This window comes from Sulfuriferula nivalis (assembly GCF_009937995.1).
In the GTDB taxonomy this organism is placed as follows: domain Bacteria; phylum Pseudomonadota; class Gammaproteobacteria; order Burkholderiales; family Sulfuriferulaceae; genus Sulfuriferula; species Sulfuriferula nivalis.
The window spans coordinates 3,075,080-3,099,761 of the sequence record NZ_AP021881.1; the positions used below are offsets into that span (position 1 = coordinate 3,075,080).

Consider the following 24,682-nt stretch of genomic DNA (forward strand, 5'->3'; position numbering starts at 1 on the left):
GCCTAACATAATGTTTATATGCGTTATTTTAACACATAATGGCGATTTATCGTTTACACGGGGGCGACGTTTTCACACAGCCTCCGGCCAAACCAGACTGTCACTTTAGCCCTTACTCCATCAACTATGAACGACAGCTTTTGGCAGGCAAATTACATCGTTCAACTGCTGCGTAGCAGTAGTGGAACTTTACGTATATTCAGCTGAATGACTATTTTCAGTTGTGCAGCGGCCGTTCATGAGTAGAATATTGCAGACTTGATGCATGGCCACGAAAGAGTGATCAAGAGAGTTCGCAATTGAAGGTGTTAGATTGAATGAAAATTAATCTGGAGCTTAATATATCAATGTCATCCCCATGGATAGTTCGTATTCTAATGTCAGGTTTATTGCTGGCTTTATCAACCACAGCTTTTGGGTTTTCAACACATACAGATGAATGGACTGAAGAGGCGCTTTTACACGATGGGAAAGTAATAAAAATTAATCGAGAAGTCTATTGGACATTCCATTTTCTCTCTGGTGGCGACGCTAGTCCTCAATTGATGGAAAGTTATCCTGACAAATATTGGTTTAAGTTCATCAACCCATATACCAAGGAGACAATAAAGTGGCATGGGGACGAAGACTATGTTCCCGTTTTGTTAGATATTATGGACGGTGTTCCTTATTTGGCTGTACATGGGCCACAAGATCAAAAAACAAGAGCAAAGTATCTTTGCCCGGAAGTCCCGTATTTCTTTTATAAATATGATTCAAAAGGTTTTGGTAGCTGGACTCAAATTGCGCCAAAGGAATTTCCAAGTATATTGAAAAAAGCTAACCTTTCACCTACCATCCCATATGATATTGAAGACTATTATTATACATATAGGGGTGCAGCACCAAAAGATATACCCCAGCCAAATAAAGAGTTAACTCATGATATCGTATGGGCTTATATTAAAAATGATGAAAGGAGGTCTGGAGGGCGGCTTCAATCCATAATCGCTAATGAATGTCCTGTATGGCAGAAACCCGCTGCAATTATTTTGCCTTCACCTCAAAAAGTGACTTTAGAGATTTTGGAATCCAAAGAGTATTCACCTGAAAAACCATTCAATCCGGACGATTTGTTTGATAAAGAGAAATCTAAAGCATGTGTCAAACTTATAAAATTGGAGGATCCAAAAAATCCGCTAAAAAATGGTAGGTACTTATTTGTTAAAGACAAATCAGAGCTGAACGCCATACAACTTAGACCATTCGCATTGCCATTTTTCAACATGGTTTGTGATGGGGAGGATGTATGGTTTCCAAGCTATGATAAAGAAACAGGAATTGAACTAACTAAATACTCTAGTTCTGGAGAGTTGGTTTATAGGGTTAGGTTTCAAAGCCCATTTCCAGCATTAATAATTTTCTCATCAGTTAAAGCAATAGACGGCTATTTATACTTCGATTTATGGGACTCACAAATTAATGCGCAAGGAGGGCGTCTAAAACGCTCCTTGAAAGTCAGATTCCTTGAACCAAAAGTTGAACGAAGCCGCTATCGCGGAGAAATATTCCCGAACCATCAAATTACGCAGCATAATTTCGTCTCCCCCAGCAATGGAATTTTGATTACTGTACCACGAGGAGACGACATTGACAGCCCCCACACCCATCCCCGCGCACTTCGAGCACAATCACCAGCGACTGCTGAATTGCCTCAAGCTCAGAGGCATGCAGCCTAAAACCATCGCCTTGTATTCACACGGCGTACGGCGCGCAGCGGTGTATTTTAATGACCAGATAGACGCGCTCACCAAGCCACAATTAACCGACTATTTTGTTCGCATCCTGGATACCCATTCATGGAGTACGCTCAAACATGATCTGTATGGACTGAAGTTCTATTATGCCCATGTACTCAGCCAACCCTGGCCAGGTGCGGATCTGGTTAAACCACCCAAGTCATATAGCCTGCCCGACATCATTACCGTCGCCCAGGCACAACAAATCTTCATGGCCACCCGCGTATTGAGCTACCGCGTATTCTTCTTCACCCTCTACAGCCTGGGCTTACGATTAGGCGAAGGCTTACGCTTGCAGGTAGGGGATATCGATGCGGATCGGATGCGGGTGCAAGTACGCAACGCCAAAGGCAACCGTGATCGATTGGTGCCGTTATCAGAGAACACCTTGCAGGTATTGCGCCGTTTCTGGCTCACCCATCGCAACCCAAGCTTGCTCTTTCCTAATCGACACGGCGGTCTTGCCAAATCGCACTTGGCACGCACCCCGCTGGATCGTGGTGGTATCCAGACCACCTTGGGTCAAGTGACCCGTGACTGTGGCTTAAAAAAAGAATTACACCACACAGCCTGCGCCACAGCTATGCCACCCACCTGATAGAAGCTGGCATCGATTTACTCGAAATTCAGCAGATACTCGGACACCAGTCCATCCTCACCACCATCCGCTACACCCACCTCACCGAACAACGCCATCAGAGCGCACACACTCGCCTTAATCAATTAATGGAGAAATTCCACATTCATTGGGGCAAAGTCAAATGATCAGACTGGCGCACATCGTAGCAACCTACGCAGCTAAACTGCTTGCACAACACGGTCATCACCTATTGCCCAGCCAGCAAGCTGCCTTAACCGCCTTTCAAACCTGCCGTAGCCAGATGAGCCCGAGGATGCAACTTGCCTGTGATGATTGTCAAACACCCAGCTACCTGCCACATTCCTGCGGTCATCGGCATTGCCCGCATTGCCAGGCGCACGAATCACAGCGCTGGATAGACCAGCAATTACACAAATCCATCCCCGCCAACTACTTCATGCTCACCTTCACCGTGCCCGCCCAGTTGCGCACACTGGCCTGGCAACATCAGCGCGTCATGTATGACTTGATCACACGCTGCGCGTGGGAAACAGTCAACACCTTCAGCCAAAACGACAACAAGCTGCGCGGCAGCGCAGGGGCGGTGACTGTACTGCATACCCATAACCGCCGACTGGACTATCACCCCCATGTGCATCTCGTCATGCCCGCTGTCGCCTTTAACCCCAAACAGCGACGCATGCGTCATAAACACGGCAACTACCTGTTTAACCACAAAGCCCTGGCCAAAGTATTTCGTGCCAAATTACTGGCAGGCATCAGACAAGCAGGACTCACCCTGCCAAACGATTACCCGACCGATTGGGTGGTGGATTGCAAAGCCGTCGGCACTGGACAGCACGCTCTGATCTACCTTGGGCGCTATCTGTATCGGGGGGTGATACAGGAGAAAGACATCCTCTCCGACCGGCATGGTCAGGTCACCTTCCGTTACCGGAACAGCCAAACCAAACAAATGGAAACCCGTACCTTGAGTGGTGTAGCCTTCCTGCGACTGATACTGCAACACATTCTGCCCAAAGGCTACCGCCGCGCCCGCAACTTTGGCTACCTGCATCCCAATAGCAAACTACTCACCCAGCTACAGCTGACCCACCTATGGCGACGGAACAATCCGCCGCCAGCGCAACCCAGACCAGCGATACGTTGCCAATGTTGCGGTGGGGTGATGAAGATAGTGCGCACACGTATCAAAGCGATACCGCTAGCCACATCAGCCCCATCTATAAAACGGGAACACAGAGCAGATGACACAGGGTGGGAGACCATGCGCTAAACCAGCCCACACCGCCCACCTGCCAGACTAGGCAGGTATGGCCGTGCTCGCCCTGAAGAAGGCTGAAATTGGGTTAACATGCCCGAAAAGCCGACTAAAAACGGTGAGTTGAATAGAATAAGTTGCTGCAATGGCAACGTGAAGGTCGTGAAATGGCGGGTGGGATGCGTAACGCGTCCAGTTATGCCAGCATAGTCAAAAAGATATTTCCATAAGCGCTCAAGCAACACCCGCCCCAGCCATGCCGGGCTTGTCCAACAAACGGTTCAGATTGTGGCTCGCTTCGCGATCACAATCTAACCTTATTCGTTAGTCCTGTTAATGCTGAGAAATCAATTCTGTAATCCTTAACTTAATAAAACAAACTAGGTTAACTGCTCGACATCCCCTTAGGGGAAAAGGTGCTATCTCTCATGAATTGCAAAGCAGTCAGTCTGATTACTTACTTTCTATGACCTCATTGGATCGTTAATTAATATTGGAAAATTTAGAAAGCGGACACTCAGTTGTTCTCTGGAGGTGCCATATTGAAGGCGGCGTGAGCGTCCGCAAAGGCCGAAAAACAGTCATTAGACACAACATCCTCGACCGCCCACTCGGGGCGAGAGTACTCAATCACTCTCCCCACAAGCAACCATAAGTATTATGAGGCCTCAACATCGGCCTCAATATACCCGGTTTAAGGGTAGTAGATTTTACATAGTCTGATTTACAACCTCAGATTCTGCACACAAACCCTATTTCTTTAAGCTATCCCGGATCTCACGCAATAACACGATATCTTCTGGTATGACAGCAGGCACTGGCGCTGCAGCAGGCGCTTCGTTTTTCAACTTATTAATGGCTTTAACTGCAACAAATATCGCCAACGCCACAATAGTAAAATCAACTACCGTATTAATAAAACTGCCATACTTGATCAACGGTGCGCCAGCTTTTTCTGCCAGCTCTAACGTCGCATAAGTCTGATCGCCCAGGTTGAAATACAACTGTTTGAAATCCACGCCGCCTACCAACTGGCCGACCATAGGCATTACAATATCTTTAACGAACGAATCAACTATCTTGCCAAAGGCGCCACCAATAATCACACCCACAGCCAGATCAATCACGTTGCCTTTGATGGCAAACTCTTTAAACTCACTAATAAAACTCATATTACGCTCCCCAGTTTGACTATCAACAATCACTGCATGACCGATTATAGCGATCTCATCACAGTAATTATATAAAAATCCTACACTTTCACGGGGTGTTTGAACAATTTCCGTTGCAAGGTGCGCCTGTGCATATTTAACGCGCGAGCCGTTGCGGATATGTTGCCATCATGTTCATTCAATACTCGCTGTATGTGCTCCCATTCCAGCCTGTCCAGGGACGGCGTGGGTATATCTTGCACAACAGGTAGCACTACCTCATCCTGACGTAATGCTGCGACGATTTCATCCACTTCAGCGGGCTTCGCCAAGTAATGTGTTGCACCCAACTTAATCGCGTCCACAGCAGTAGCAATACTGGCATAGCCAGTCAGCATCACTATGCGCACCGCAGGATTTAACTGCCTTAGTTGCGCTATTAACGACAATCCGGTTTCACCAGCCATTTTCAGATCCAGCACGACATACGCAGGGATCAGCTGCTCTGCCAAGATGAGCGCACTGCTCACATTTTGCGCGGTACGCACAGTAAATCCGCGCCGAGTCATTGCCCGTGCCAGCACCATGCAAAAGGTTTCGTCATCGTCGACCAGCAGTAATTCCTGACTCATATCTCCCCACCCATTATTGGCAACCGCACTATTACTTTTGCGCCACCACCCTCACGTGCAAGCAACGCCACGCTGCCTCCATGTCGTTCTATCGTTGCATTGGCAAGATACAAACCAACACCGAAACCACCTTGTGCCTGTTTCGTAGTAAAAAATATTTTGCTGGCTTGCGCAGGATTAGCAAATCCGGCACCTCTATCCAACACCGCAATTTGTACATATGCCGCATCCCAATCAAGTTCAATTTCGACCTGTCCATTATCCGCATCTGCTGCGTTATTACACAAACTCAGTATTGCCTGATTCAGACTAGTGTCATTCAATACCACAGGCACTGTATGCTTGCCGATAACACGTGTCGTCACCTGTACTTGTGGCCGCATCAGTTGCCACTGACTAATCAACGCCGTCAGCCAAGTATCAAGCTGAACCTGCATGCCGGCATCAACTCGACCTTGCTGATTCACCTGCGTCAGTCGGGTCAATATAGATTTACATGCTGCAATCTGATTACGCAAAATAAGCAATGCGTCCTGCTTTACCTCGTCATCCTTGCACTCAAATTGCAGCTCCTCCGTGATCACCGACATCGTCGCTAATGGTGTAGATAACTCATGTGCTGCCCCTGCGGCCAGATTACCCAATGCCAACACCTGCTCGTCAGCCAAGGCGCGTTCACGTATGCTCGCCAGTTCCTGATCACGCGCTCGTATAGACGCCGCCATCTTGCCAATAAAAAAAGCGATCAGCACCGCACTCACAATAAAATTCAACCACATCCCAACCAAATGCAGGGAAAACTCTACAGCGCCTGGCGGCAAACTCAATGGCACAAACAATTGTGTTAACACTGAATACGCCAACACGCTCAATAGCGTCATCATCCACACATAGGTGGCTGGCAAAGTCGTCGCAGCAATAATAATCGGGATTAAATACAATGAAACAAACGGATTACTCGCACCACCGCTAAAATAGAGCAGCAATGTCAATGTCGCCATATCTGCCACCAATTGCACAAAAAATTCCAATGCTGTTACTGGGCTAGCCTGCCTTAACCGCAGCCAGGTTACTGCATTCAGCATTGCCAGTCCCACCACCACGCTCAACATGGCAGGTAGTGGCAGTGCAATATGCAGGCCAAATTCGGCAACGGCCAGTGCCAATAACTGCCCACCAACCGCGAACAGTCGCAGCACGAACAAATTGCGCAACATGCCTGCAACAGGAACAGTGCTAAATGAAGAAGATGGAATTAACATAGGCTTATTTTACTCGCCCATGCGAATAAATTGATAGCTGCGACATTTTGCCGCAGGCATTATTCATATAATTGCGTAACAATCTAGCTTTTATCATAAAGGGTCGCAGCATGAAAAAACTGAGCATACTTTTCAGCATCATTTTCTCACAGGCAGCCATGGCTGCTGACATTAAAGTCGAGAATGCGTGGATGCGCGCCACTGCCCCTGGTCAAGAAGTTGCCGGTGCATTCATGGATATTACCAGCACTGACAATGCGAAATTAGTTGGCGCAACTAGCACCGCTGCAGGCAAACTGGAACTGCATTCCATGAGTATGGATAACGGTGTAATGGAAATGCGACAAATGAAATCGATAGACCTGCCCAAAGGCAAAACCATACAACTCTCACCCGGCGGACTACACGTCATGCTGTTTGATTTGAAGCAACCGATGAAACAAGGGGAAACCATACCGATGACACTGGATGTCCTCACTGCCGACAAACATCATGAAAGCATCAAAATTGATGTGAGCGTACGCGATCTCGGTGGCAAGTAATAACTAACCCTGCACGCCCTGCCGCTTGAGGAATTCTTGTAATATCCGCAAGCGCATGGCACTGTCATTCATTTCCAGCAAATCCTGCTTGGCACGAGATTTAATAGGCAAGCTTTCTGCCAGGCGGTAACCTAACCAGGCGGCCTGTTCTGGGTGTGGTGGATTGGAAAAACGAGCAGCGCCGAGTTCCTGATAAATAGTGTCAAATACAGTGCTGCAAATATGGAATTCATCCTCGACCAACTGCGTGGGTTCAGCTGGCAGCAAACGCACTTCGGCCATGATCAAACCATCTTTCGCAACTTCACTGCTTTCAATTAAAAAGCGTTGCCCACCTTGAGCGGTGATATTGAGTATGCCTAATTGCGGCATGTCCCAATCGGCGATATGCGCCAAAGTGCCGACTGCATGAGGCTGTGCGGGCGTACCCACTTCTTCACCAGACTGAATCAGACAAATGCCGAATGGCGCATTATCTTTCATACACACTCTCGCCATATCGAGATAACGGGTCTCAAATAACTTGAGTGGCAATAAGCCGTCCGGATAGAGCACGGTATTTAATGGGAAAATCGGGATAGTCAAATGCGGGGTGTGATGTAACCGGTCAAACACCAAAGGTAACTTTTCTTTCAACCAACTCATACACTCTCTCCCCAGCGCGCCATCAGCTCATGAGGCACATGCAACTGATCCAATATCCGCGCTACGACAAAATCCACCAGGTCCGCTACGCTTTGCGGATGATGATAAAACCCAGGATTAGGCGGCAAAATCACCACACCCATACGGGCAAGCTTGAGCATATTCTCCAGATGCAACGCAGAATATGGCGTTTCCCGCGGAACCAGAATAAGTTTGCGCTGCTCCTTAAGCATCACATCCGCTGCACGCTCAATTAAATTATCTGCCAATCCTTGCGCTATCGCAGCAAGACTACCCATAGTGCAAGGGCACACCACCATAGCATCCGCAGGATTAGACCCGGATGCCACTGGTGCAAACCACTCTTCCCGCCCATACACCTGCAGCTGCCCTTCGTCGGCGCTGAAGTGCTGAGTTAAAAACGCCGCCAGCTCTTGCACGCGACTCGGCAAAGCCAAATCCAGTTCTTGTTTAATGACAATTTGCGCCGTGCTGGACACCAGCAAATGTACCTTGACGCCTGCCCCTAACAAACACTGTAACAAACGCACGCCGTAAGGCATGCCGGATGCGCCAGTCCAAGCCAAGGTTACACTACGTGGAGCTGGGTGCATGAGACTCACTTTCTACCAAATAGGCTGCAATTAAGCCATTGCTTAAACCAAATACCCACGCAGCCAAGGCAAACATCGGGCTTAAATAAAAAACATTTACACCAGGCATCAGCCATACCGATACCGCAGCCAATTGCGCGGCAATATGGGCAAATGCTGCCAATACACTGAGGCTGACCATACCGAAATAACGACTCGGTAAATACCGCGCGATCGCCAGTATAGCCAGACTCGCCATTGCACCGCTCACACTTAAGATAAATCCCGGCGTCAGGAAACTGCCTAACAAGATGCTACCAGCGACCACCCGCAAGCCTGTTACCCAGACGGCGGCACGCAAACCATATTGCTGCAACACCAGCAAGGTAACAATATTCGCCAAACCGGGCTTTACCCCAGGAATAGGGGAAGGCAGCGCCGCTTCCATCAGCATGAGCACTATGGCCAGCGCAGCCATGTAAGCAATACGATGATCTTCTGCAGTGGGTTTAATAGTTAAGACTGTCATATCGCCTTGCTGCTCCTACGATTTCTAAACTCACCTGATTAGGCAGGCAAATCGCCGCTTCACCTTCATGACTGATCCAGCCCTGCTTCACGCATAATTGTCTTGGCCCCGGATCGCTGATGACACGCGCACGCTGATGGTCAACGACAACCTGAGTAATACCCAACGGCCCAGGCACTGCTACTGTAAAAGGGCGTGCCAACGACGCGCTCAGAAACACCTCACCGCCACGTTTAATCAGTAATTTCTGCCCCGCTGGCGACAACCAGAAATGGATAAACAATACGACTACCAAAGCCAGGCTGAATACCAGTACCAGCCAATCCCCAGACCGAATCAAGGCTATGTGATTACGTAACAATTAGCTTAACTCTCTATGCCGCACCAAAGTCTGCACTTCTGCCTTAAAGTATGCCGCAAGCTGCTCAGTTAAATACACCGAACGGTGCTGTCCGCCAGTACAACCAATCGCCACAGTCAAATAGGCACGATTATCTCGTACAAAACATGGCAACCATTTATGGACATATTGCTGAATGTCAGCCAGCATCTCAGCAACATCTGGCGATGCCGCTAGAAACTTTATCACCGCAGCATCCCGTCCAGTTTGAGGACGTAAAACAGGATCATAATGTGGATTAGGCAAACAACGCACATCAAACACCAAATCTGCATCGAGTGGAATGCCGTGTTTAAAACCAAATGATGTAAACAACAAGGTCAACTTTGCGCTTTCCAGCGCCATCATGTCGCGTATCCAGCAGCGCAGTGTATTTGCAGACAAATCACTGGTGTCAATACGATGCGCTAACTGAGCAACATCATCCAGCCTGTCGCGTTCCAGAGCAATCGCATCCGGCAAAGTAATGTCATCATTACTTAACGGATGACGGCGACGCGTTTCAGAGAACCGCCGCACCAGAGTTTCGGTCTTGGCCTCCAAAAACAAAAGGCGCACATGCAAACGTTTGCGTAAATCCTCAATCAACGATGGCAGGTGCTGGTATGAATCCCCACTACGCGCATCAACACTAATCGCCAACTGGCGGTACTTATTCTGTGTCAGATAATCTATCGTTTCATTGACCAGCTTGGCGGGTAAATTATCTATGCAATAATACCCGGCATCCTCCAGCACGTTCAGTGCAATACTTTTCCCTGAGCCAGACAAGCCACTAATCAGCACCAGCTGCATTTCGCCAGCATACGACGGGCTCATTGGTTCGCCTGCAAAAAACGCTGTTGCCGTGCTATGAAGTCTTCCGCACTGTTTATCCCGCGCGCGCGCAAAATATAATTACGAGTGGCCACTTCAACCAATACTGCCAAGTTACGTCCTGCTGCAACTGGAATATATACTTTACTAATTTCTACGCCTAATATCGTTTCCGCTGTCGCCTCCATATCCAGACGTGAAATTCTTTCCTGAGGCATTCCTGTCTGATCTTGCAGATTCACAATCAGCTTCAGATTTTTCTTGAACTTCACTGCGGGTTCGCCAAACAGGGTACGAATATTCAACACACCCAGGCCACGCACTTCAAGAAAGTCCTGCAGCATGGGCGGACATTGCGCTTCCAATATCGCTGGCGCTACCTTATACAAATCCACCACATCATCGGCAACCAGCCGGTGACCACGTGTAATGAGTTCCAAGGCCAATTCACTTTTCCCTGCAGCAGAATTGCCAGTCAACATTACACCGATACCATCAACTTCCAGCATAACACCATGCACATTAATCGAGTCAGCCAAGGCATGAGTCAAATAATGCGACAACACCGCCATAAGCTCAGGGCTGGCCTGTGGTGAAGTGAACAAAGGTGTATGAGTACGTCGGGCGGCAACTAACAAGGGCGCTGGCACACTCTCGCCATTCGCAATAATGACTACAGCCAGCTCAGTGGCGAATAAGTTGTCGATTGCCTGTGCTAACTCGGCATCTCCCAGCTGTCGCAGATAATCCATCTCGGCGCAGCCCAATACCTGAACACGGTTCGGATGTACAAAATTCAAATGGCCCACCAAGGCCAAAGAAGGTTTTTGTACGGTATCACCGATAAGCTGCTTATCACCACCCTCCTCCCCTGCTACCCAGGTTAAATCCAAGGGCACGACAAGATCCGCAAACATTTTGCTAACAGGGATGGTATTAATCATGGTGTCCAGTTTCTAATAATAGCCAGTGCATCTTCAGCACTTTCACTGAGACACAACGCATCGCGCACTGTTTTACTGCTAAAAAACTGTGCCAGTTCGCTTAATATTTCCAAATGTAAATCAGTCGCCTGTGCTGGCACGAACAAAATGAATAACAAACGCACTGGCAGGTGATCAGGGGCATCGAATTCTATGGGATTGCGTAATCTGACGAATACGCCTGAAGCAGATTTAAGTCCTTTGATACGACCATGAGGCATGGCAACGCCTAGCCCCAGACCGGTAGAACCGAGTTTTTCTCTTGCTAACAAACTATCCAGCACAGTCTTTTCAGAAATACATGATTCTGCATGTAACAACTGTCCGACCTGCTCAAATAACTGTTTTTTACTCTCCGCCTCCACATCCAGCAGGATGCGGGTAACGGAAAGTAAGGATGCTAACTGATTCATGGAATGAGTGAATTACTCTTCTTCAACCAAGACTTGATGTTTAATACCACCATTGGTTTGATGTGTAGAACTGTGTTTTTCTTTATGTTTAACAACTTGGCGATCCAGTTTATCTGCCAAAGCATCAATCGCTGCGTACATATCTGCGTCTTCTGCCTGGACAAAAATATCTTTCCCGCTCATATGCACATTCGCCTCAACACTGTGTTTCAGCTTCTCTACGGTCATAATAACGCTGATATCAATTACGTGATCAAAGTGGCGTTTGATACGCTCCATTTTGGTAGTTACATATTCACGAATTGCTGGGGTAATTTCCAGATGATGACCGGTAATTTTGAGGTTCATGATATTCCCTTTCACTTGCTGGTTATAGCGCTTTGCGCTGGTTGGCGGGAGGGATTTGCAAAGATTCCCGATACTTGGCGATAGTCCGTCGTGCGACATTAATGCCTTGTTGAACGAGCATCTCCGCTATCTTCCCGTCGGATAAAGGCTTCTTAGTATTTTCCGCGCTAATCAGTTGCTTAATTAACGCACGAATTGCCGTCGCTGAGCAAGCACCACCTGCATCTGTGCTCACATGGCTACCGAAAAAGTATTTTAATTCAAAGATACCTCGAGGTGTCATCATGAATTTCTGCGTAGTGACTCGCGACACAGTCGATTCGTGCAATTCAACAATATCAGCAATTTCACGCAATACCAAGGGGCGCATGGCAACTTCACCATGTTCAAAAAAATGCTTTTGCCTGTCAACAATACACTGCGTTACCCGCAATATGGTATCAAAACGCTGCATAATGTTCTTAATCAGCCACTTAGCCTCTTGCAGCTGCCCAGACAGATGCTGATGATTTGCATCCCGGTTCCGCGACAAAATATCAGCATACATTTGATTAACACGCAGCTTGGGCATCGCTTCGGAATTCAAACTGGCTACCCAGCGCCCCTTAACTTTTTTCACTATCACATCAGGGATAATATAACGCGTATCCGACGTGCCAAATGCTTCACCAGGACGGGGATTCAATTGCTGGATCAGACTTTGCGCCGCGCCCAATGCCACATCATCGCAGTGCAGCTTGCGCTTTAGACCTGCATAATCATGCGCGCCCAACGCGGCCAATTCATGCGTTGCGATTTTTTGCGCCAAATCTAAATGCGGCGTATCGACTGGCAAAGCACGTAATTGCAAGAGCAGACACTCAGCTAAATCGCGCGCACCCACACCGGTAGGCTCGAGGTTCTGCAATTGTTTGAGTGCAATTTGCAAATCTTCTAAATCTACGTCCAGCTCTTCTGGCAGCATCGCCAGTATTTCATCCAGTGTCTGGGTTAAATAACCAGCTTCATTCAAATCGTCTATCAACAACGCCACCAAACGCTTATCGCGTTCGGATAACTGAGTCAGATTTAGCTGCCATAACAAATGGTCACGCAACGGCGGCTCATCTTGCGCAGTAGCCTGTGGTTCAAAATCCTCATCCAGATCATCACCCGAACCATAGTTTGGCGTTTCATCCCAGTCTAAATCATTGAGTTCGCGTGGCGCCGCTTCAACAGGTTGTTCACTTGCGCTTTCTTGCGTTGCTGATGTGGTCTCAAACTCCGCCGTATGAGGCGTACCATCATCAATACTGTCCACTCGCTCCAGCAGTGGATTCTCCTGCACCATCAGCTCCAGCTCTTGATTAAGCTCCAGAGTCGACAGCTGTAACAAGCGTATAGACTGCTGCAGCTGCGGCGTCAGCGTCAGATTCTGTGAGAATTTAAGTTGTAAACCTTGTTTCATAATTAAAGCCTGAAATGCTCGCCCAGATAGACCCGGCGCACACTTTCATTATGGATGATTTCATCAGGATTACCAGCAGCCAACACTGTACCGTCATTAATAATATACGCACGATCACAAATACCCAAGGTTTCACGCACATTGTGATCAGTAATCAGTATACCTATGCCACGCTCCGTCAAAAACCGTATCAACTTCTGGATATCTATCACCGCAATTGGATCTATCCCCGCAAAAGGCTCATCCAATAGTACAAAACGTGGATTCATTGCCAGCGCACGCGCAATTTCCACGCGCCTGCGTTCACCGCCAGACAAGCTCATCGCAGAGGCATCACGCAGATGCTCAACATGCAAATCAGCCAGTAAACTTTCTAAATGTTGCGAGATCTCTTCATCACTGTAATGTTTCAATTCCAGAATTGCACGGATATTTTGTTCCACAGTCATCTTGCGGAAAATCGACGCCTCTTGAGGCAAATAACTCAAACCCAAACCAGCCCTGCGATGAATAGGCATCACTCCCACATCCGCGCCATCCAATGTGATCGAGCCGCCATCAATTTTAACCAGGCCCACTATCATGTAAAAGCACGTCGTCTTACCCGCGCCATTCGGGCCCAACAAACCCACCACCTCTCCACTACGCACAGTGAGTGACACGTCCTTCACCACTACCCGTGACTTGTAGCTTTTTTTAAGATGGTTGATGCTGAGTTCGCTCATGGCTTCACCAATGTTGGCGCTGGTGTAGACCTTAATGGCAATGGTGGTTGCGCGACGGCTGGCGTTTCAGTCTTAACTTTGGGTCGGATAACTGCACGCACTCGACTGGCTGGGGCATTTGGATCTTTAGCTGCTGTTGGGTCGTTCCTAGCTTCGAACACTTCACTGGTGGTGTTATAAGTCATCGTATGACCACGCAACTCGTCTTCACCTTTTTTCAGCCGCGCATTACCAGTCAAATACACCATATTCGATTTGCTATCCATGTCAATGCGACTGGCATAACCTTCGACATACTCATCGACCTTATCGCGCTTCTGACGGAAATAAACCGGGTTACCGTATGCCACCGCCTTATTAAAGCCTTCGCCATTCTCGCTCACTTCAATTCTGTCCGCACGTAGCAACATTGTGCCCTGTATCAATACCACGCTACCGACATACACGCTGGTTTTATGAATATCATCGACAGTCACGCTATCCGCTTCCAAATTGACAGGCTTAGTTCTATCCGCCAATTCCGCGTTTGCGGTATGCGCCAATAACAGGCAAACGAGGGCAACTGGAAATTTACTTAATAGGTTCATAACGAGCTTTTACTTTGTTGGTTAGTCGCAAAATACGAGTTTGATTGTCCAATTCTAACCCGCCTGCAGTCATTTGTATGGATTTACCCACCACGTGGACTAATTTATTGGTGCGCACCACCCTTGCATCGGGTATAGCTACTAAATATTCGGTCGTCAGTGTCAACGGCCCCTGCTCATCATGCGCATCTCGTACCAGCACGACATTACCGATAAAATCCACTTCCTTACCTTTGGCGGTCACGAATCCCTGTTTCGCTCGGACATCAGCGCTGCCTTGATGATCATCATGCGCAATCAAATGGGGTTTAAGTAAGGTAGTAGTATCATCATCCAGAAAATGCTCGGCATGGTCGGCGTGCAAGGTGTAAATCAGTTGACCAGCCAGATTAGTGCGCGATACGGAAAACTGCTCGATAATATAATCCGCTATGTGCCTGTCTTTGGAAAAGATATTGGCACGCGGCGATTGCACCACGAACTGCAACCAAAACGTCAGCCCTGCAATCACTGCCAGTATCCCCAAAGGGAACCAATAGAGCGGACGATTGTTCATTTCAAATAAATCGCCAGCAAGTCCGCATAAGTATTCTGTGCACGCATAATAAACTCACATGCCTCACGCACCGCACCATGCCCACCTTCACGCCGCGTCACCATGTGCGCATAACGCTGCACTTCAGGTGGTGCTGCGGGCACGCTGATTGCCAAACCGCAACGTATCAAAATTGGCAGATCTATCACATCATCGCCCATATACGCAGTTTGTTCAGGTGCCAACGCCAGCTTCTCCAGCAAATGCTGATAGGCGTCGAGCTTATTCTCGACACCCTGATATACGTGGTGTATACCCAGATTTTTTGCACGGTGAGAGACAACACCAGAATTACGCGCAGTAATAATGGCTGTTTCTACACCCGTCTGTTTGAGCATTTTCAATCCATGCCCATCCAGCGAATTAAACGCTTTGAATTCTTTACCATCATCAGCAAAAAACAGACTGCCATCAGTCATGACGCCATCGACATCAAATATCGCTAAACGTATAGGTCGAGCTCGTTGATAGATAGGGTTCATTTACACCACTCCCGCCCGTAATAAATCCAGCATATTTAATGCCCCGACTAATTTACCCGTCTCATCAATCACGAGCAAACCGTTGATATTATGCTGTTGCATCTGCTCTACTGCCACCACGGCCAACTGACTAGATTCGATGCAACGCGGATTGACCGACATCACTTCACGTACCACAGCAGTACGCACATCGATATTTCTAGCCAGCACGCGACGCAAATCGCCATCGGTCACAATTCCCGACACTTGCCCCGCCGCATCAACCACCGCTGTCATGCCCAGACCTTTGCTGGTCATCTCCAGCAATGCTGCTGGCAACAGCGCATCTGCAGTTACCGTAGGCAGCTCATCCCCCTGATGCATAATGTCACGTACATGAACCAGCAAACGCCGCCCTAACGAGCCGCCTGGATGCGTACGGGCAAAATCCTCAGAACCAAAGCCTCGCGCTTCCAGCAACGCAATTGCCAGCGCATCACCCAGCGCCAGCACTGCAGTGGTACTGGCAGTTGGCGCCAGATTAAGCGGACACGCCTCCTGCGCGACACTGGCGTCCAGATGCACATCAGACTCACGTGCCAGAGTGGAGCTCGGATTACCGGTCATCGCAATCAAACGCGCACCACGGCGTTTAATCAGCGGCATGATACTCACCAATTCTGCACTTTCGCCCGAATTCGACAAGACGATACACACATCCTCGTGAGTAATCATGCCCAAATCGCCATGACTCGCTTCACCAGGATGAACAAAAAAAGCGGGGGTACCTGTACTGGCGAAAGTCGCTGCAATTTTGTTGCCGATATGGCCTGATTTACCCATACCACTCACGACCACACGCCCACGACAGGTGAGTATTAACTGCATCGCAGCAATAAACTGCCCATCCAGCCGCTCACCCAGCGCCAACACAGCATCAGCCTCTATACGCAGTACCCGCCTGGCCAAATCCAGACTGGCGATTTCATCAATTTTTATGGCGGGCGAGTTAGGCATAGTGGTCATATCATTCTATAGATTGGGTATTTTAGCATTAGTGTTGCGACTAATCAGCAAAACCCTTGCACGCAATGCCAGTTGCCTCTAATCTGGCGGCTATGCACTCTACTTTAAGCCTGATTATCCTGCTGCTTGCCGCTGCCGTTGTGGTCTCGGCGCTGTTTCGCGCTTGGCGTTTACCGTCCATGCTGGGATTCTTGCTGGTTGGTATTATCATGGGACCGCATGCACTTAACTGGTTGCCAGACAGCCCGGAAACTCGTCATCTAGCCGAGTTTGGCGTGGTATTCCTGATGTTTAGCATAGGGCTGGAATTCAGCCTGCCCAAGCTTAACGCAATACGTACTGTCGTATTTGGCTTCGGCGGTGCACAGGTATTGAGCTTCATCCTCATCACTATCTTCATCACCAGCAACGTTGGCTTGCCCTGGACCACCGGTCTGGCAATCGGTGGCGCATTAGCCATGTCCTCTACTGCCATCGTCAGCAAAATGCTGGCTGAAAAACTTGCGCTGCAATCCGAGCACGGCAAGCAAATGATAGCTGTTCTGCTTTTTCAGGATCTTGCTGTTGTGCCACTGCTCATCCTCACCCCCACACTGGCATCAGGCGGGGAGGACTTATGGCTCGAACTGCTCACTGCGGGCGGCAAGGCAATCGCCGTGTTGCTGCTCCTGTTATTTGTTGGACAGAAACTCATGCGCCCCTGGTTCAGCTGGGTTGCCAGCCATAAGTCGTCTGAACTTTTCATGCTCAACGTGCTGCTCATCACGCTGGGACTGGCTTACCTGACTGATCAGGCTGGACTATCACTTGCGCTGGGCGCATTTCTGGCGGGCATGTTGATTTCCGAAACCGAGTTTCGATATCAAGTGGAAGACGACATCAAGCCATTCCGCGACGTATTGCTGGGGCTGTTTTTTGTCACCATAGGCATGCTGCTGGACTTGCACGAAGTCGCCCATCACTGGTTCGGTGTAACCAGTATATTAATCGCGCTCATACTTACCAAAACCGCCATCGTCTGGACTATCGGCCGCGCGTTCGGTAATGATTCGCATATTGCCACACGCACAGCACTCGGTTTGGCACAAGCTGGCGAATTTGGTTTTGTGCTGTTAGCGCAAGCAGATGGGTTGAACTTAATCACGGGTACACCGATGCAGATCGTGCTGGCTGCCATGGTGCTTTCCATGATGATAGCGCCGATCATCATTCAGAATAGTGACAAAATTACCCGTCGCCTGTGTGGTGGCGAATGGGCAGGACGGGCGCGAGAACTCCACGATATCGCCATTAAAAGCATGAGTGCTGATGCCCATCTTATCGTCTGCGGTTATGGTCGCAGCGGGCAAAATTTAGCACGTTTATTGGAATCCGAAGATATTCCCTACATTGCGCTTGACGCCGACCCCGCTCGCGTCAAAGCCGCAGCTGCTGCAGGTGAGAGCGTGGTTTTTGGGGACGCGTCCAAACGTGAAGTATTGCTGGCAGCTGGGTTGAATCGGGCACGCGGCATGGTTATCACTTTTGCTGAATTACATGCTGCGATGAAAATACTCAGCCTGGTACAGGAAATCCGTCCCGACCTCCCCGTCATTGTCCGCACCCATGACGAAACTGATTTGGATGCGCTCAAACTCGCAGGCGCGGCTGCCGTCGTACCTGAAGTACTGGAAGGCTCGCTCATGCTCGCCTCACACGCGTTGCTACTGCTAGGCGTGCCATTAAGCCGCGTGCTTAAGAAACTGCGTAATGTTCGTGAACAACGCTACGGCTTGTTGCGTGGATTTTTCCGTGGCGCGACCGACGAAGATGAACAACTCAGCGAAACTGCGCAACCGCGCCTGCGTTCTGTATTAATTACCGAGCAAGCCGCTGCTGCTGGCAAAACCATAGCCGACAGCCAGATCCTCGAACTCGGTGTAGAAGTCCTCGTCGTCCGCCGCCGTAATATCCGCGGACTGGATCCACAGCCTGATATGCAAATTCATACAGGCGATGTGCTGGTATTGCGCGGCATACCAGAAAGTCTGGCTATAGCGGAAAAATACCTGCTACAGGGCGAGTAATCAGGCTACACTCCCGCCAGAAAATCGCCCACGGTCGCATAGCGTAATCGCACTCGTAGCTCTCGCTTCATCCGTTGATTCAACATGCGCCGTGATTCACTCATGAATGACATTTGCATAGGTGACAAACAGGCTTGCGCCTGTTCACGGCTGATTGCTTCCGGCATGGGCAAATTATAAGCCTCCGCCACTAGCGCGAAATATGCCGCCATTTTCAACTCACTATCATCACTGGCATGATAAACACGGCAGTTCGCACCTCGATATAGCGCCGCAACTGCAATCCCTGCAAGATCATCGGCGTGAATGTGATTGGTATAGACATCATCTGCCGCACGCAACACTGGCGTGCCACGTTGCAAACGGTCTATCGGCAGACGCTCTGCTGCATAGATGCCGGGCACACGCACGATCACTATTTGCACACCCGTTTGCCGTGCAAATTGCCGCATCTGCTGTTCCGCCTCGGCTCTACGTACCCCACGCGCACTAACGGGATTAGGCGTACGTGTTTCGTCGATATACTCGCCAGCACAATCCCCATACACACCGCTGGTACTGATATAAATCAGTCGCCGCACACCATGCTGCGCCAGCGCTGCCAATAAATTACGCGTGCGCGTATCCGCCTTGCCCATATTAGGTGGGGGCGCAAAATGCAAAACCGTATCCGCCAATCCAGCGATTCGAGTTAAACTACTTCTATCGTCCAAATCAGCTAACACGGGAACAACCCCAGCCGCACGCAAAGATATGGCTGCATCAGTTGAACGCACCATGCCAAATACGCGATAATGAGGCAGAAGCAGTTTAGCAGTGCGCGTTCCGACATCACCGCAACCCACAATTAATACACGTTTACTTGAAAGCCCCTTATGTCGCATCAGATCACCATCCAGCCCAGCGGGCACAAATTAATTGCCGAAGACGGCGAAACCATCCTTGCCGCCGCCTCACGCGAAGGCTTCATGTTACCTTATGGTTGCCGCAATGGTGCATGCGGTAGCTGTAAAGGCAAAGTTACATCAGGTGAAATCGACTATGGCGAATTTCAATCAAGCGCGCTGACTGATGCCGACATCGCCGCAGGCAAAGCATTATTCTGTGTCGCCTGTGCCACTAGCGACATCAGCATAGAGTGTCGCGAAGTTGGCGCCGCCAAAGATATACAAATCAAAACCCTGCCTTGCCGTGTGCACAAAATGGAAAAACTTGGCCACGATGTTATGGGCTTATCGCTCAAACTCCCGGCCAACGAGCGCATGCAGTTTCTCGCAGGGCAATATATCGACATCCTGCTCAAAAATGGCAACCGCCGCAGCTTTTCGCTCGCCAACGCACCACATGACGATGCGCTATTGCAGCTGCATATCCGCCATGTACCCGGCGGTGAATACACTGAACACGTATTTAACACCATGAAAGAAAAAGACATATTGCGCATAGAAGGCCCGCTGGGCGGCTTCTTCCTGCGTGAAGACAATGAAAAACCCATCATTTTCATCGCTGGTGGCACAGGTTTCGCCCCTATCAAAGCGATGATAGAACACGCCCTGCATCATCACGCCAACCGTGAAATGGTGTTGTACTGGGGCGCACGGGAATTACGTGATTTATATATGCCGCATCTGGCATCCAAGTGGCAGCAGGAAAACCCTAACGTGACCTTTATCCCCGTGCTCTCAGCGCCCAGCACCAATGATGCATGGCCAGGACGCACAGGCTTGGTAGTTGATGCCGTATTGCAGGACTTCCCCGATTTATCAGGCTATCAAGTGTACGCCTGTGGTGCTCCCGCAATGGTGGAAGCAGCACAAAATGGCTGTTTACAACAGGGTCTGCCTGAAGCGGAGTTCTTTGCAGATGCGTTTTTATATCAGTCTAACAATACGACAAATTAACCGCAGTCATTATGGAGCGTGACCTATGAACCTACCTGCATTCATCACCTCACCGCGCTCCATTAAATGGTCACGCCGTTTAGTCATTGCCACTCTGATACTCTGGGCGATAGGCTTTTTCATCATGCCCTATGCGACCAAGCCGCTGCTGGAAAAACTGATCACGGATAAATATCATCGCCCAGTTAGCATAGATAGCATCAGCATTAACCCTATCGTCCTTTCCGCCCGTATTAAACAATTCAACATGCTGGATCGGGACGGCAAATCGCCTTTACTCAAATTCAAAGAGCTTTACGTCAATGTACAGGCTCGCTCCATTTTCGCTGGTGCACCAGTCGTAGAAGCACTGCAACTGACTCAACCCGAATTACACATCTCCCGCCTGACTGCGAATACTTACAATATTACCGACATCATCGACGACATACTCAAGCCATCAGACAGTAAAACCTTATTTTCGCTTAACAACATACAGGTCACTCAGGGTCTCATAAACTTTGATGATCAGCCTGTACATACGCAACAAGTTGTCAGCGACCTGAATCTGAACATCCCCTTTATTTCCAATTTACCGTATCAGGCAGAAAGTTATGTTACGCCATTACTTATGGCCAAAATTAATGGTGCCGCAATTAAGCTCACCGGACGCAGTCAGCCATTTGCAACATCACATCAAAGCATGATTGACCTCAAGCTAACCGATGTGGACATTGCCAAATACATGGGATACGTACCAGCAAAACTTAATTTCAGCGTATCCAGCGCACACCTGGACACCAACCTCGTCATTAATTTTGCTGAAAATACCCAGCATCAGCCCACCCTGAATTTAAGTGGCACGGCCAGCCTGAGCCAAATACAGATGGCGCAGGCAAACAACAGTCTGCTGGCAATCAAGCAACTCAGTGTAAAGCTGGATAATGCCGATCTGTTTGGCATGCACTTTAAACTCAGCCAACTCAACATCGACTCACCCGACATCAATCTCACTCGCAACACACATGGGCAACTCAATTTCAGCCAACTGCTGCCATCCAGCCCCGCTGAAAAATCTGCGCCAGCTGCCAAATCAAATCCAGTACTATTGGAAATAGCTGATGTTAACTTGACCCATGGCAGCGTCAATTTCAATGACGAAGTTCCCAGCCCCGTATTTCACACCCGCCTGAATGACATCGACATCCACCTGAAGCAGTTTTCGACTGCAGCGAATCACCCGATGAACATCCTTGCCAGCCTGACCACTGACTATCATGCGACCCTTAGCAACACCACCAAGCTCACACTCAATCCACTGGCAGCTGAAGGTGATTTACAGCTCACCGACATAGCGCTGGAACACTACGCGCCGTACTACAACAAACTGATTTTGTTTAACCCAGCCGGCACGGCAAATCTCGCCAGCCACTATCAGTTCAGCCTGACCGACAACACGCCACAATTGCGTCTGAGTCAGCTCAATGGTGATATTAGCCAACTGCAATTTCAGCAACACAGCAACAACCTGCTCAAAATCGCACATTTAGCTGTTAAGCAAGGCGAGCTGGATCTGGCAAAGCACAGTGTCACCTTGGGCGAAATCAGCACCGAAGATGGCTTGATTGAGGTCAAACGCAACCGCGGCGGCGTCATCAATTTTACCCAGCTCACGCCTGACCATCCAACTCATGCCCACGCATCAACAACGTCACCCGACTGGACTGTTGCAGTTAGTCAATTCGCCCTGAGTAATTATGCAGTTAATTTTACCGATGCAAGCGCTGCCAGCCCCGTTACCGTTAAAACCAGCAACATCAAACTGAGTGCCAGTGACTTCAGCACGGTGGCGAACAACAAAACCAAACTTGATTTACAACTCAATATTAATCGTACGGGTAAGCTGGTAGTCAACGGCTTAATCACCCCGACGCCATTCAGCGGCACGCTCAACCTCACCGCTCGCGGCATTGACATCGTACCGATACAGCCCTACTTTGCCGATCAGCTCAACGTTACCGTCACCGATGGCGATGTATCTGCAAAAGGCAAATTGCAACTTGCCACCCATGACAAACAACCCACCACCATCAATTACACAGGCAATGCCAACATCACCAGCTTTGCCAGCGTTGATAATCAGGATTCTGCCGATTTTCTCAAATGGGATAACCTGGCATTGCAACATATCAATTTCGCCAGTCAGCCCCAGCGCTTAAGCATTAATACCATTAGCCTGGCAGGCTTGTATTCTCGTCTTATTATCAATCCAGATGGTAAGTTAAACGTACAGAATATCGTCAAAACCAGCGCCACACCGACAACAACTTCGGTTGCACCGGCAGCAGCCGTGCCAGCGCCACAACCTGCAAAGCAGCCAGCTGTGGTCAGCATTAACAAAATCGCGTTAAACAAAGGGCATGTCAACTTTACCGATCACTATATCAAACCTAATTACTCCGCCAACCTCACCGATCTGAATGGTGGCGTAACTGGACTTTCATCGCTAGCCAGCAGCAAGGCCGACATACTCATTAACGGCAAAGTGGATAATCAAGGGCAATTGGACATCAGCGGTCAGGTGAATCCGCTGTCAGGTAACTTATATCTGAACTTGCTCGCCAAACTCAGCGATTTTGAGTTGTCGCCACTCACGCCTTACTCAGCGAAATATGCAGGTTATGGTATACAAAAAGGCAAGCTGGGGTTTGAAGTCAAATACCAGATTAATGATAGAAAACTGTCTGCAGAGAATCACCTCTATCTCAATCAACTGACACTGGGCGACAAGATAGACAGCCCCACTGCGACCAAGCTACCTGTCACCCTCGCTTTAGCGCTACTCAAGGACAGAAATGGCAACATCGACATTAACCTGCCTATCTCTGGCTCGCTAGATGACCCGCAGTTCAGCATAGGCGGCCTCATCATTAAAGTCATCGTTAATCTGCTGGTCAAAGCGGTCACCTCACCTTTTGCATTAATTGGTGGCTTGTTAGGTGGCGATAGTGCGCAACTCAGTTTTCTGGACTTCCCTGCTGGCAGTGCAATTATCAATGAAGCGGGCATAACCAAGCTCGACCACCTCAGTAAAGCACTAGCGGATCGTCCTAGCCTGAAACTCGATATCGCGGGCAGAGTGGATACTGAAACAGATAGCAATGGGCTGCGCCAACTGGCATTTGAACGCTTACTGAAAGTACAAAAACTCAAACAACTGGTCAAAGATGGCGTATCCATCACCTCAGCAGACGATATCAAGATAGCCAGCAATGAGTATACAACTTATCTGAAAGCCGCCTACAAAGCCGACAAGATACCTGACAAACCCAAAATCATGGGTCTGATAGACAAGGATATTCCACCTGCACAAATGGAAAAACTGATGCTCGCCAACATTAAAATCAGCGCAGATGATTTACGTGACCTCACCATCAAACGTGCGCAAGCGGCAAAAGAATATCTGCTGAAATCAGGCGCCATCGATGCCACCCGTATTTTCATTACCACAGCCAAAACAGAATCTGAAGAACAAAAGAAACTGCCTGATAATCGAGTGGATTTTATCTTAGGTAGCCATTAACTTTTTCCATCCGGCAAGCCCTAATTCACGCAGGGTTTGCATATTTTTCTCATAGGGGTAGACGCAGAAAACGGAATTTAAAGCACGTTAATGAAATTTAATTAAAATTATAATGTTATGGCCGTTATGTTTTGACAAAGTTATGTCGATTGTTTTGTGAATTAAATAGCTTAAAAATCAATGTATTGAGCGGCCTTAACGTACTTTAAATTCCGTTTTCTGCGTCGACCCCAAATGGGCTGCGGCTGTACGCCTTGCCCCATCCTTTGGATGGCTCCCACGCGCCATTGCGCGTCGCCAAAACCTGCCTAATTTTGATTGTTAATTTTGGTTTTACAGTTGTTTGCAGAATCGCGTG

General features: G+C 48.8%; 24 protein-coding genes and 1 pseudogene. 7 read left to right on the forward strand and 18 right to left on the reverse strand.

The annotated features are described in order from the left end of the window. Positions 1 to 317: 317 nt before the first annotated feature. The 3 genes and pseudogenes from SFSGTM_RS15130 (at position 318) to SFSGTM_RS15145 (ending at position 3,655) form a co-directional block, all read left to right on the forward strand. On the forward strand, positions 318 to 1,718 hold the full coding sequence (locus tag SFSGTM_RS15130) for a hypothetical protein (RefSeq protein WP_162085887.1): 1,401 nt from the start codon (positions 318 to 320) through the stop codon (positions 1,716 to 1,718). Next, positions 1,708 to 2,543: pseudogene (locus SFSGTM_RS15135) on the forward strand (tyrosine-type recombinase/integrase). Before SFSGTM_RS15130 ends, SFSGTM_RS15135 begins: the two are co-directional and overlap by 11 nt. Beyond that, positions 2,540 to 3,655, forward strand: a complete 1,116-nt coding sequence (locus SFSGTM_RS15145) for an IS91 family transposase (RefSeq protein WP_162083488.1) — start codon at positions 2,540 to 2,542, stop codon at positions 3,653 to 3,655. Before SFSGTM_RS15135 ends, SFSGTM_RS15145 begins: the two are co-directional and overlap by 4 nt. Before the next feature lie 737 nt (positions 3,656 to 4,392). Here the strand turns inward: SFSGTM_RS15145 and mscL are convergent. The 3 genes from mscL to SFSGTM_RS15160 form a co-directional block, all read right to left on the reverse strand. After that, entirely contained in the window at positions 4,393 to 4,812 is a 420-nt protein-coding gene (gene mscL, locus SFSGTM_RS15150; protein WP_162085888.1) for a large conductance mechanosensitive channel protein MscL, read from the reverse strand. Between the two features lie 80 nt (positions 4,813 to 4,892). After that, the gene (locus SFSGTM_RS15155; RefSeq protein ID WP_162085889.1) at positions 4,893 to 5,423 is read right to left on the reverse strand and encodes a response regulator transcription factor; all 531 of its coding nucleotides are present in this window, start codon (positions 5,421 to 5,423) and stop codon (positions 4,893 to 4,895) included. Next, positions 5,420 to 6,685, reverse strand: a complete 1,266-nt coding sequence (locus SFSGTM_RS15160; protein ID WP_162085890.1) for an ATP-binding protein — start codon at positions 6,683 to 6,685, stop codon at positions 5,420 to 5,422. The genes SFSGTM_RS15155 and SFSGTM_RS15160 overlap by 4 nt, the downstream gene beginning before the upstream one ends. A 110-nt stretch (positions 6,686 to 6,795) precedes the next feature. Here SFSGTM_RS15160 and SFSGTM_RS15165 point away from each other — a divergent pair, with 110 nt between their 5' ends. Beyond that, positions 6,796 to 7,227 carry a copper chaperone PCu(A)C gene (locus SFSGTM_RS15165; protein ID WP_162085891.1) on the forward strand — a complete coding sequence of 144 codons (432 nt, stop codon included), beginning with the start codon at positions 6,796 to 6,798 and terminating at the stop codon, positions 7,225 to 7,227. Between the two features lie 3 nt (positions 7,228 to 7,230). Here the strand turns inward: SFSGTM_RS15165 and SFSGTM_RS15170 are convergent, their stop codons facing one another. The 14 genes from SFSGTM_RS15170 to SFSGTM_RS15235 are packed head-to-tail and all read right to left on the reverse strand — an operon-like array spanning position 7,231 to position 16,795. Then, positions 7,231 to 7,872, reverse strand: a complete 642-nt coding sequence (locus tag SFSGTM_RS15170) for an LON peptidase substrate-binding domain-containing protein (protein WP_162085892.1) — start codon at positions 7,870 to 7,872, stop codon at positions 7,231 to 7,233. Further along, positions 7,869 to 8,486, reverse strand: coding sequence for a flavin prenyltransferase UbiX (locus SFSGTM_RS15175; RefSeq protein WP_162085893.1), 618 nt, complete (start codon positions 8,484 to 8,486; stop codon positions 7,869 to 7,871). Before SFSGTM_RS15175 ends, SFSGTM_RS15170 begins: the two co-directional genes overlap by 4 nt. Then, complete coding sequence (locus SFSGTM_RS15180) at positions 8,467 to 8,994, reverse strand: Gx transporter family protein (protein ID WP_162085894.1); 528 nt, start codon at positions 8,992 to 8,994, stop codon at positions 8,467 to 8,469. The genes SFSGTM_RS15175 and SFSGTM_RS15180 overlap by 20 nt, the downstream gene beginning before the upstream one ends. Continuing rightward, on the reverse strand, positions 8,975 to 9,355 hold the full coding sequence (locus SFSGTM_RS15185; protein WP_232525997.1) for a NusG domain II-containing protein: 381 nt from the start codon (positions 9,353 to 9,355) through the stop codon (positions 8,975 to 8,977). Before SFSGTM_RS15185 ends, SFSGTM_RS15180 begins: the two co-directional genes overlap by 20 nt. Continuing rightward, on the reverse strand, positions 9,356 to 10,189 hold the full coding sequence (gene rapZ, locus SFSGTM_RS15190; RefSeq protein ID WP_162086370.1) for an RNase adapter RapZ: 834 nt from the start codon (positions 10,187 to 10,189) through the stop codon (positions 9,356 to 9,358). A 20-nt stretch (positions 10,190 to 10,209) separates the two neighbouring features. Beyond that, entirely contained in the window at positions 10,210 to 11,154 is a 945-nt protein-coding gene (gene hprK / locus SFSGTM_RS15195) for an HPr(Ser) kinase/phosphatase (RefSeq protein WP_174237427.1), read from the reverse strand. Continuing rightward, positions 11,151 to 11,606, reverse strand: a complete 456-nt coding sequence (gene ptsN / locus SFSGTM_RS15200) for a PTS IIA-like nitrogen regulatory protein PtsN (protein WP_162085895.1) — start codon at positions 11,604 to 11,606, stop codon at positions 11,151 to 11,153. Before ptsN ends, hprK begins: the two co-directional genes overlap by 4 nt. A 12-nt stretch (positions 11,607 to 11,618) precedes the next feature. Beyond that, complete coding sequence (hpf, locus tag SFSGTM_RS15205) at positions 11,619 to 11,954, reverse strand: ribosome hibernation-promoting factor, HPF/YfiA family (RefSeq protein ID WP_162085896.1); 336 nt, start codon at positions 11,952 to 11,954, stop codon at positions 11,619 to 11,621. 22 nt (positions 11,955 to 11,976) lie between these two features. Beyond that, on the reverse strand, positions 11,977 to 13,401 hold the full coding sequence (locus SFSGTM_RS15210) for an RNA polymerase factor sigma-54 (RefSeq protein ID WP_162085897.1): 1,425 nt from the start codon (positions 13,399 to 13,401) through the stop codon (positions 11,977 to 11,979). Positions 13,402 to 13,403: 2 nt separating this feature from the next. Further along, on the reverse strand, positions 13,404 to 14,126 hold the full coding sequence (gene lptB, locus SFSGTM_RS15215) for an LPS export ABC transporter ATP-binding protein (protein WP_162085898.1): 723 nt from the start codon (positions 14,124 to 14,126) through the stop codon (positions 13,404 to 13,406). Next, positions 14,123 to 14,713: a lipopolysaccharide transport periplasmic protein LptA gene (gene lptA / locus SFSGTM_RS15220; protein ID WP_162085899.1), complete on the reverse strand. Its 591-nt coding sequence runs from the start codon at positions 14,711 to 14,713 to the stop codon at positions 14,123 to 14,125. Before lptA ends, lptB begins: the two co-directional genes overlap by 4 nt. Then, entirely contained in the window at positions 14,697 to 15,269 is a 573-nt protein-coding gene (gene lptC, locus SFSGTM_RS15225; protein ID WP_162085900.1) for an LPS export ABC transporter periplasmic protein LptC, read from the reverse strand. The genes lptA and lptC overlap by 17 nt, the downstream gene beginning before the upstream one ends. Beyond that, positions 15,266 to 15,790 (reverse strand): KdsC family phosphatase, encoded by a 525-nt coding sequence (locus tag SFSGTM_RS15230; protein WP_162085901.1) that lies wholly within the window; start codon positions 15,788 to 15,790, stop codon positions 15,266 to 15,268. The genes lptC and SFSGTM_RS15230 overlap by 4 nt, the downstream gene beginning before the upstream one ends. Further along, positions 15,791 to 16,795, reverse strand: coding sequence for a KpsF/GutQ family sugar-phosphate isomerase (locus SFSGTM_RS15235; RefSeq protein WP_198420570.1), 1,005 nt, complete (start codon positions 16,793 to 16,795; stop codon positions 15,791 to 15,793). Between the two features lie 92 nt (positions 16,796 to 16,887). On the opposite strand from SFSGTM_RS15235, the gene SFSGTM_RS15240 reads away from it, so the two are divergent. Next, positions 16,888 to 18,861, forward strand: coding sequence for a monovalent cation:proton antiporter family protein (locus tag SFSGTM_RS15240; protein ID WP_162086373.1), 1,974 nt, complete (start codon positions 16,888 to 16,890; stop codon positions 18,859 to 18,861). Between the two features lie 5 nt (positions 18,862 to 18,866). Here SFSGTM_RS15240 and SFSGTM_RS15245 read toward each other — a convergent pair whose 3' ends face one another. Continuing rightward, positions 18,867 to 19,745 carry an SDR family oxidoreductase gene (locus SFSGTM_RS15245; protein ID WP_162085902.1) on the reverse strand — a complete coding sequence of 293 codons (879 nt, stop codon included), beginning with the start codon at positions 19,743 to 19,745 and terminating at the stop codon, positions 18,867 to 18,869. Between SFSGTM_RS15245 and SFSGTM_RS15250 the strand changes: the two genes are divergently transcribed. Together SFSGTM_RS15250 and SFSGTM_RS15255 are read left to right on the forward strand one after the other, a co-directional pair. Further along, a complete protein-coding gene (locus SFSGTM_RS15250) occupies positions 19,737 to 20,762 on the forward strand; it encodes a CDP-6-deoxy-delta-3,4-glucoseen reductase (protein WP_162085903.1) in 1,026 nt (341 codons plus the stop codon). The two genes, SFSGTM_RS15245 and SFSGTM_RS15250, sit on opposite strands and share 9 nt — an antisense overlap. Positions 20,763 to 20,787: 25 nt before the next feature. Continuing rightward, positions 20,788 to 24,324, forward strand: a complete 3,537-nt coding sequence (locus tag SFSGTM_RS15255) for a DUF748 domain-containing protein (RefSeq protein WP_162085904.1) — start codon at positions 20,788 to 20,790, stop codon at positions 24,322 to 24,324. The last annotated feature ends 358 nt before the right edge of the window (positions 24,325 to 24,682 follow it).

Coding starts and splice junctions, on each gene's coding strand:
- lptB (WP_162085898.1), bottom strand. CDS start 14,126: ATGAGCGAACTCAGCATCAACCATCTTAAAAAAAGCTACAAGTCACGG.
- SFSGTM_RS15175 (WP_162085893.1), bottom strand. CDS start 8,486: ATGCACCCAGCTCCACGTAGTGTAACCTTGGCTTGGACTGGCGCATCC.
- mscL (WP_162085888.1), bottom strand. CDS start 4,812: ATGAGTTTTATTAGTGAGTTTAAAGAGTTTGCCATCAAAGGCAACGTG.
- SFSGTM_RS15180 (WP_162085894.1), bottom strand. CDS start 8,994: ATGACAGTCTTAACTATTAAACCCACTGCAGAAGATCATCGTATTGCT.
- lptA (WP_162085899.1), bottom strand. CDS start 14,713: ATGAACCTATTAAGTAAATTTCCAGTTGCCCTCGTTTGCCTGTTATTG.
- SFSGTM_RS15145 (WP_162083488.1), top strand. CDS start 2,540: ATGATCAGACTGGCGCACATCGTAGCAACCTACGCAGCTAAACTGCTT.
- rapZ (WP_162086370.1), bottom strand. CDS start 10,189: ATGCAGCTGGTGCTGATTAGTGGCTTGTCTGGCTCAGGGAAAAGTATT.
- SFSGTM_RS15170 (WP_162085892.1), bottom strand. CDS start 7,872: ATGAGTTGGTTGAAAGAAAAGTTACCTTTGGTGTTTGACCGGTTACAT.
- hprK (WP_174237427.1), bottom strand. CDS start 11,154: ATGATTAATACCATCCCTGTTAGCAAAATGTTTGCGGATCTTGTCGTG.
- SFSGTM_RS15240 (WP_162086373.1), top strand. CDS start 16,888: ATGCACTCTACTTTAAGCCTGATTATCCTGCTGCTTGCCGCTGCCGTT.
- SFSGTM_RS15160 (WP_162085890.1), bottom strand. CDS start 6,685: ATGTTAATTCCATCTTCTTCATTTAGCACTGTTCCTGTTGCAGGCATG.
- SFSGTM_RS15210 (WP_162085897.1), bottom strand. CDS start 13,401: ATGAAACAAGGTTTACAACTTAAATTCTCACAGAATCTGACGCTGACG.
- SFSGTM_RS15255 (WP_162085904.1), top strand. CDS start 20,788: ATGAACCTACCTGCATTCATCACCTCACCGCGCTCCATTAAATGGTCA.
- SFSGTM_RS15235 (WP_198420570.1), bottom strand. CDS start 16,795: ATGACCACTATGCCTAACTCGCCCGCCATAAAAATTGATGAAATCGCC.
- SFSGTM_RS15130 (WP_162085887.1), top strand. CDS start 318: ATGAAAATTAATCTGGAGCTTAATATATCAATGTCATCCCCATGGATA.
- lptC (WP_162085900.1), bottom strand. CDS start 15,269: ATGAACAATCGTCCGCTCTATTGGTTCCCTTTGGGGATACTGGCAGTG.
- SFSGTM_RS15155 (WP_162085889.1), bottom strand. CDS start 5,423: ATGAGTCAGGAATTACTGCTGGTCGACGATGACGAAACCTTTTGCATG.
- hpf (WP_162085896.1), bottom strand. CDS start 11,954: ATGAACCTCAAAATTACCGGTCATCATCTGGAAATTACCCCAGCAATT.
- SFSGTM_RS15250 (WP_162085903.1), top strand. CDS start 19,737: ATGTCGCATCAGATCACCATCCAGCCCAGCGGGCACAAATTAATTGCC.
- SFSGTM_RS15165 (WP_162085891.1), top strand. CDS start 6,796: ATGAAAAAACTGAGCATACTTTTCAGCATCATTTTCTCACAGGCAGCC.
- SFSGTM_RS15245 (WP_162085902.1), bottom strand. CDS start 19,745: ATGCGACATAAGGGGCTTTCAAGTAAACGTGTATTAATTGTGGGTTGC.
- SFSGTM_RS15230 (WP_162085901.1), bottom strand. CDS start 15,790: ATGAACCCTATCTATCAACGAGCTCGACCTATACGTTTAGCGATATTT.
- ptsN (WP_162085895.1), bottom strand. CDS start 11,606: ATGAATCAGTTAGCATCCTTACTTTCCGTTACCCGCATCCTGCTGGAT.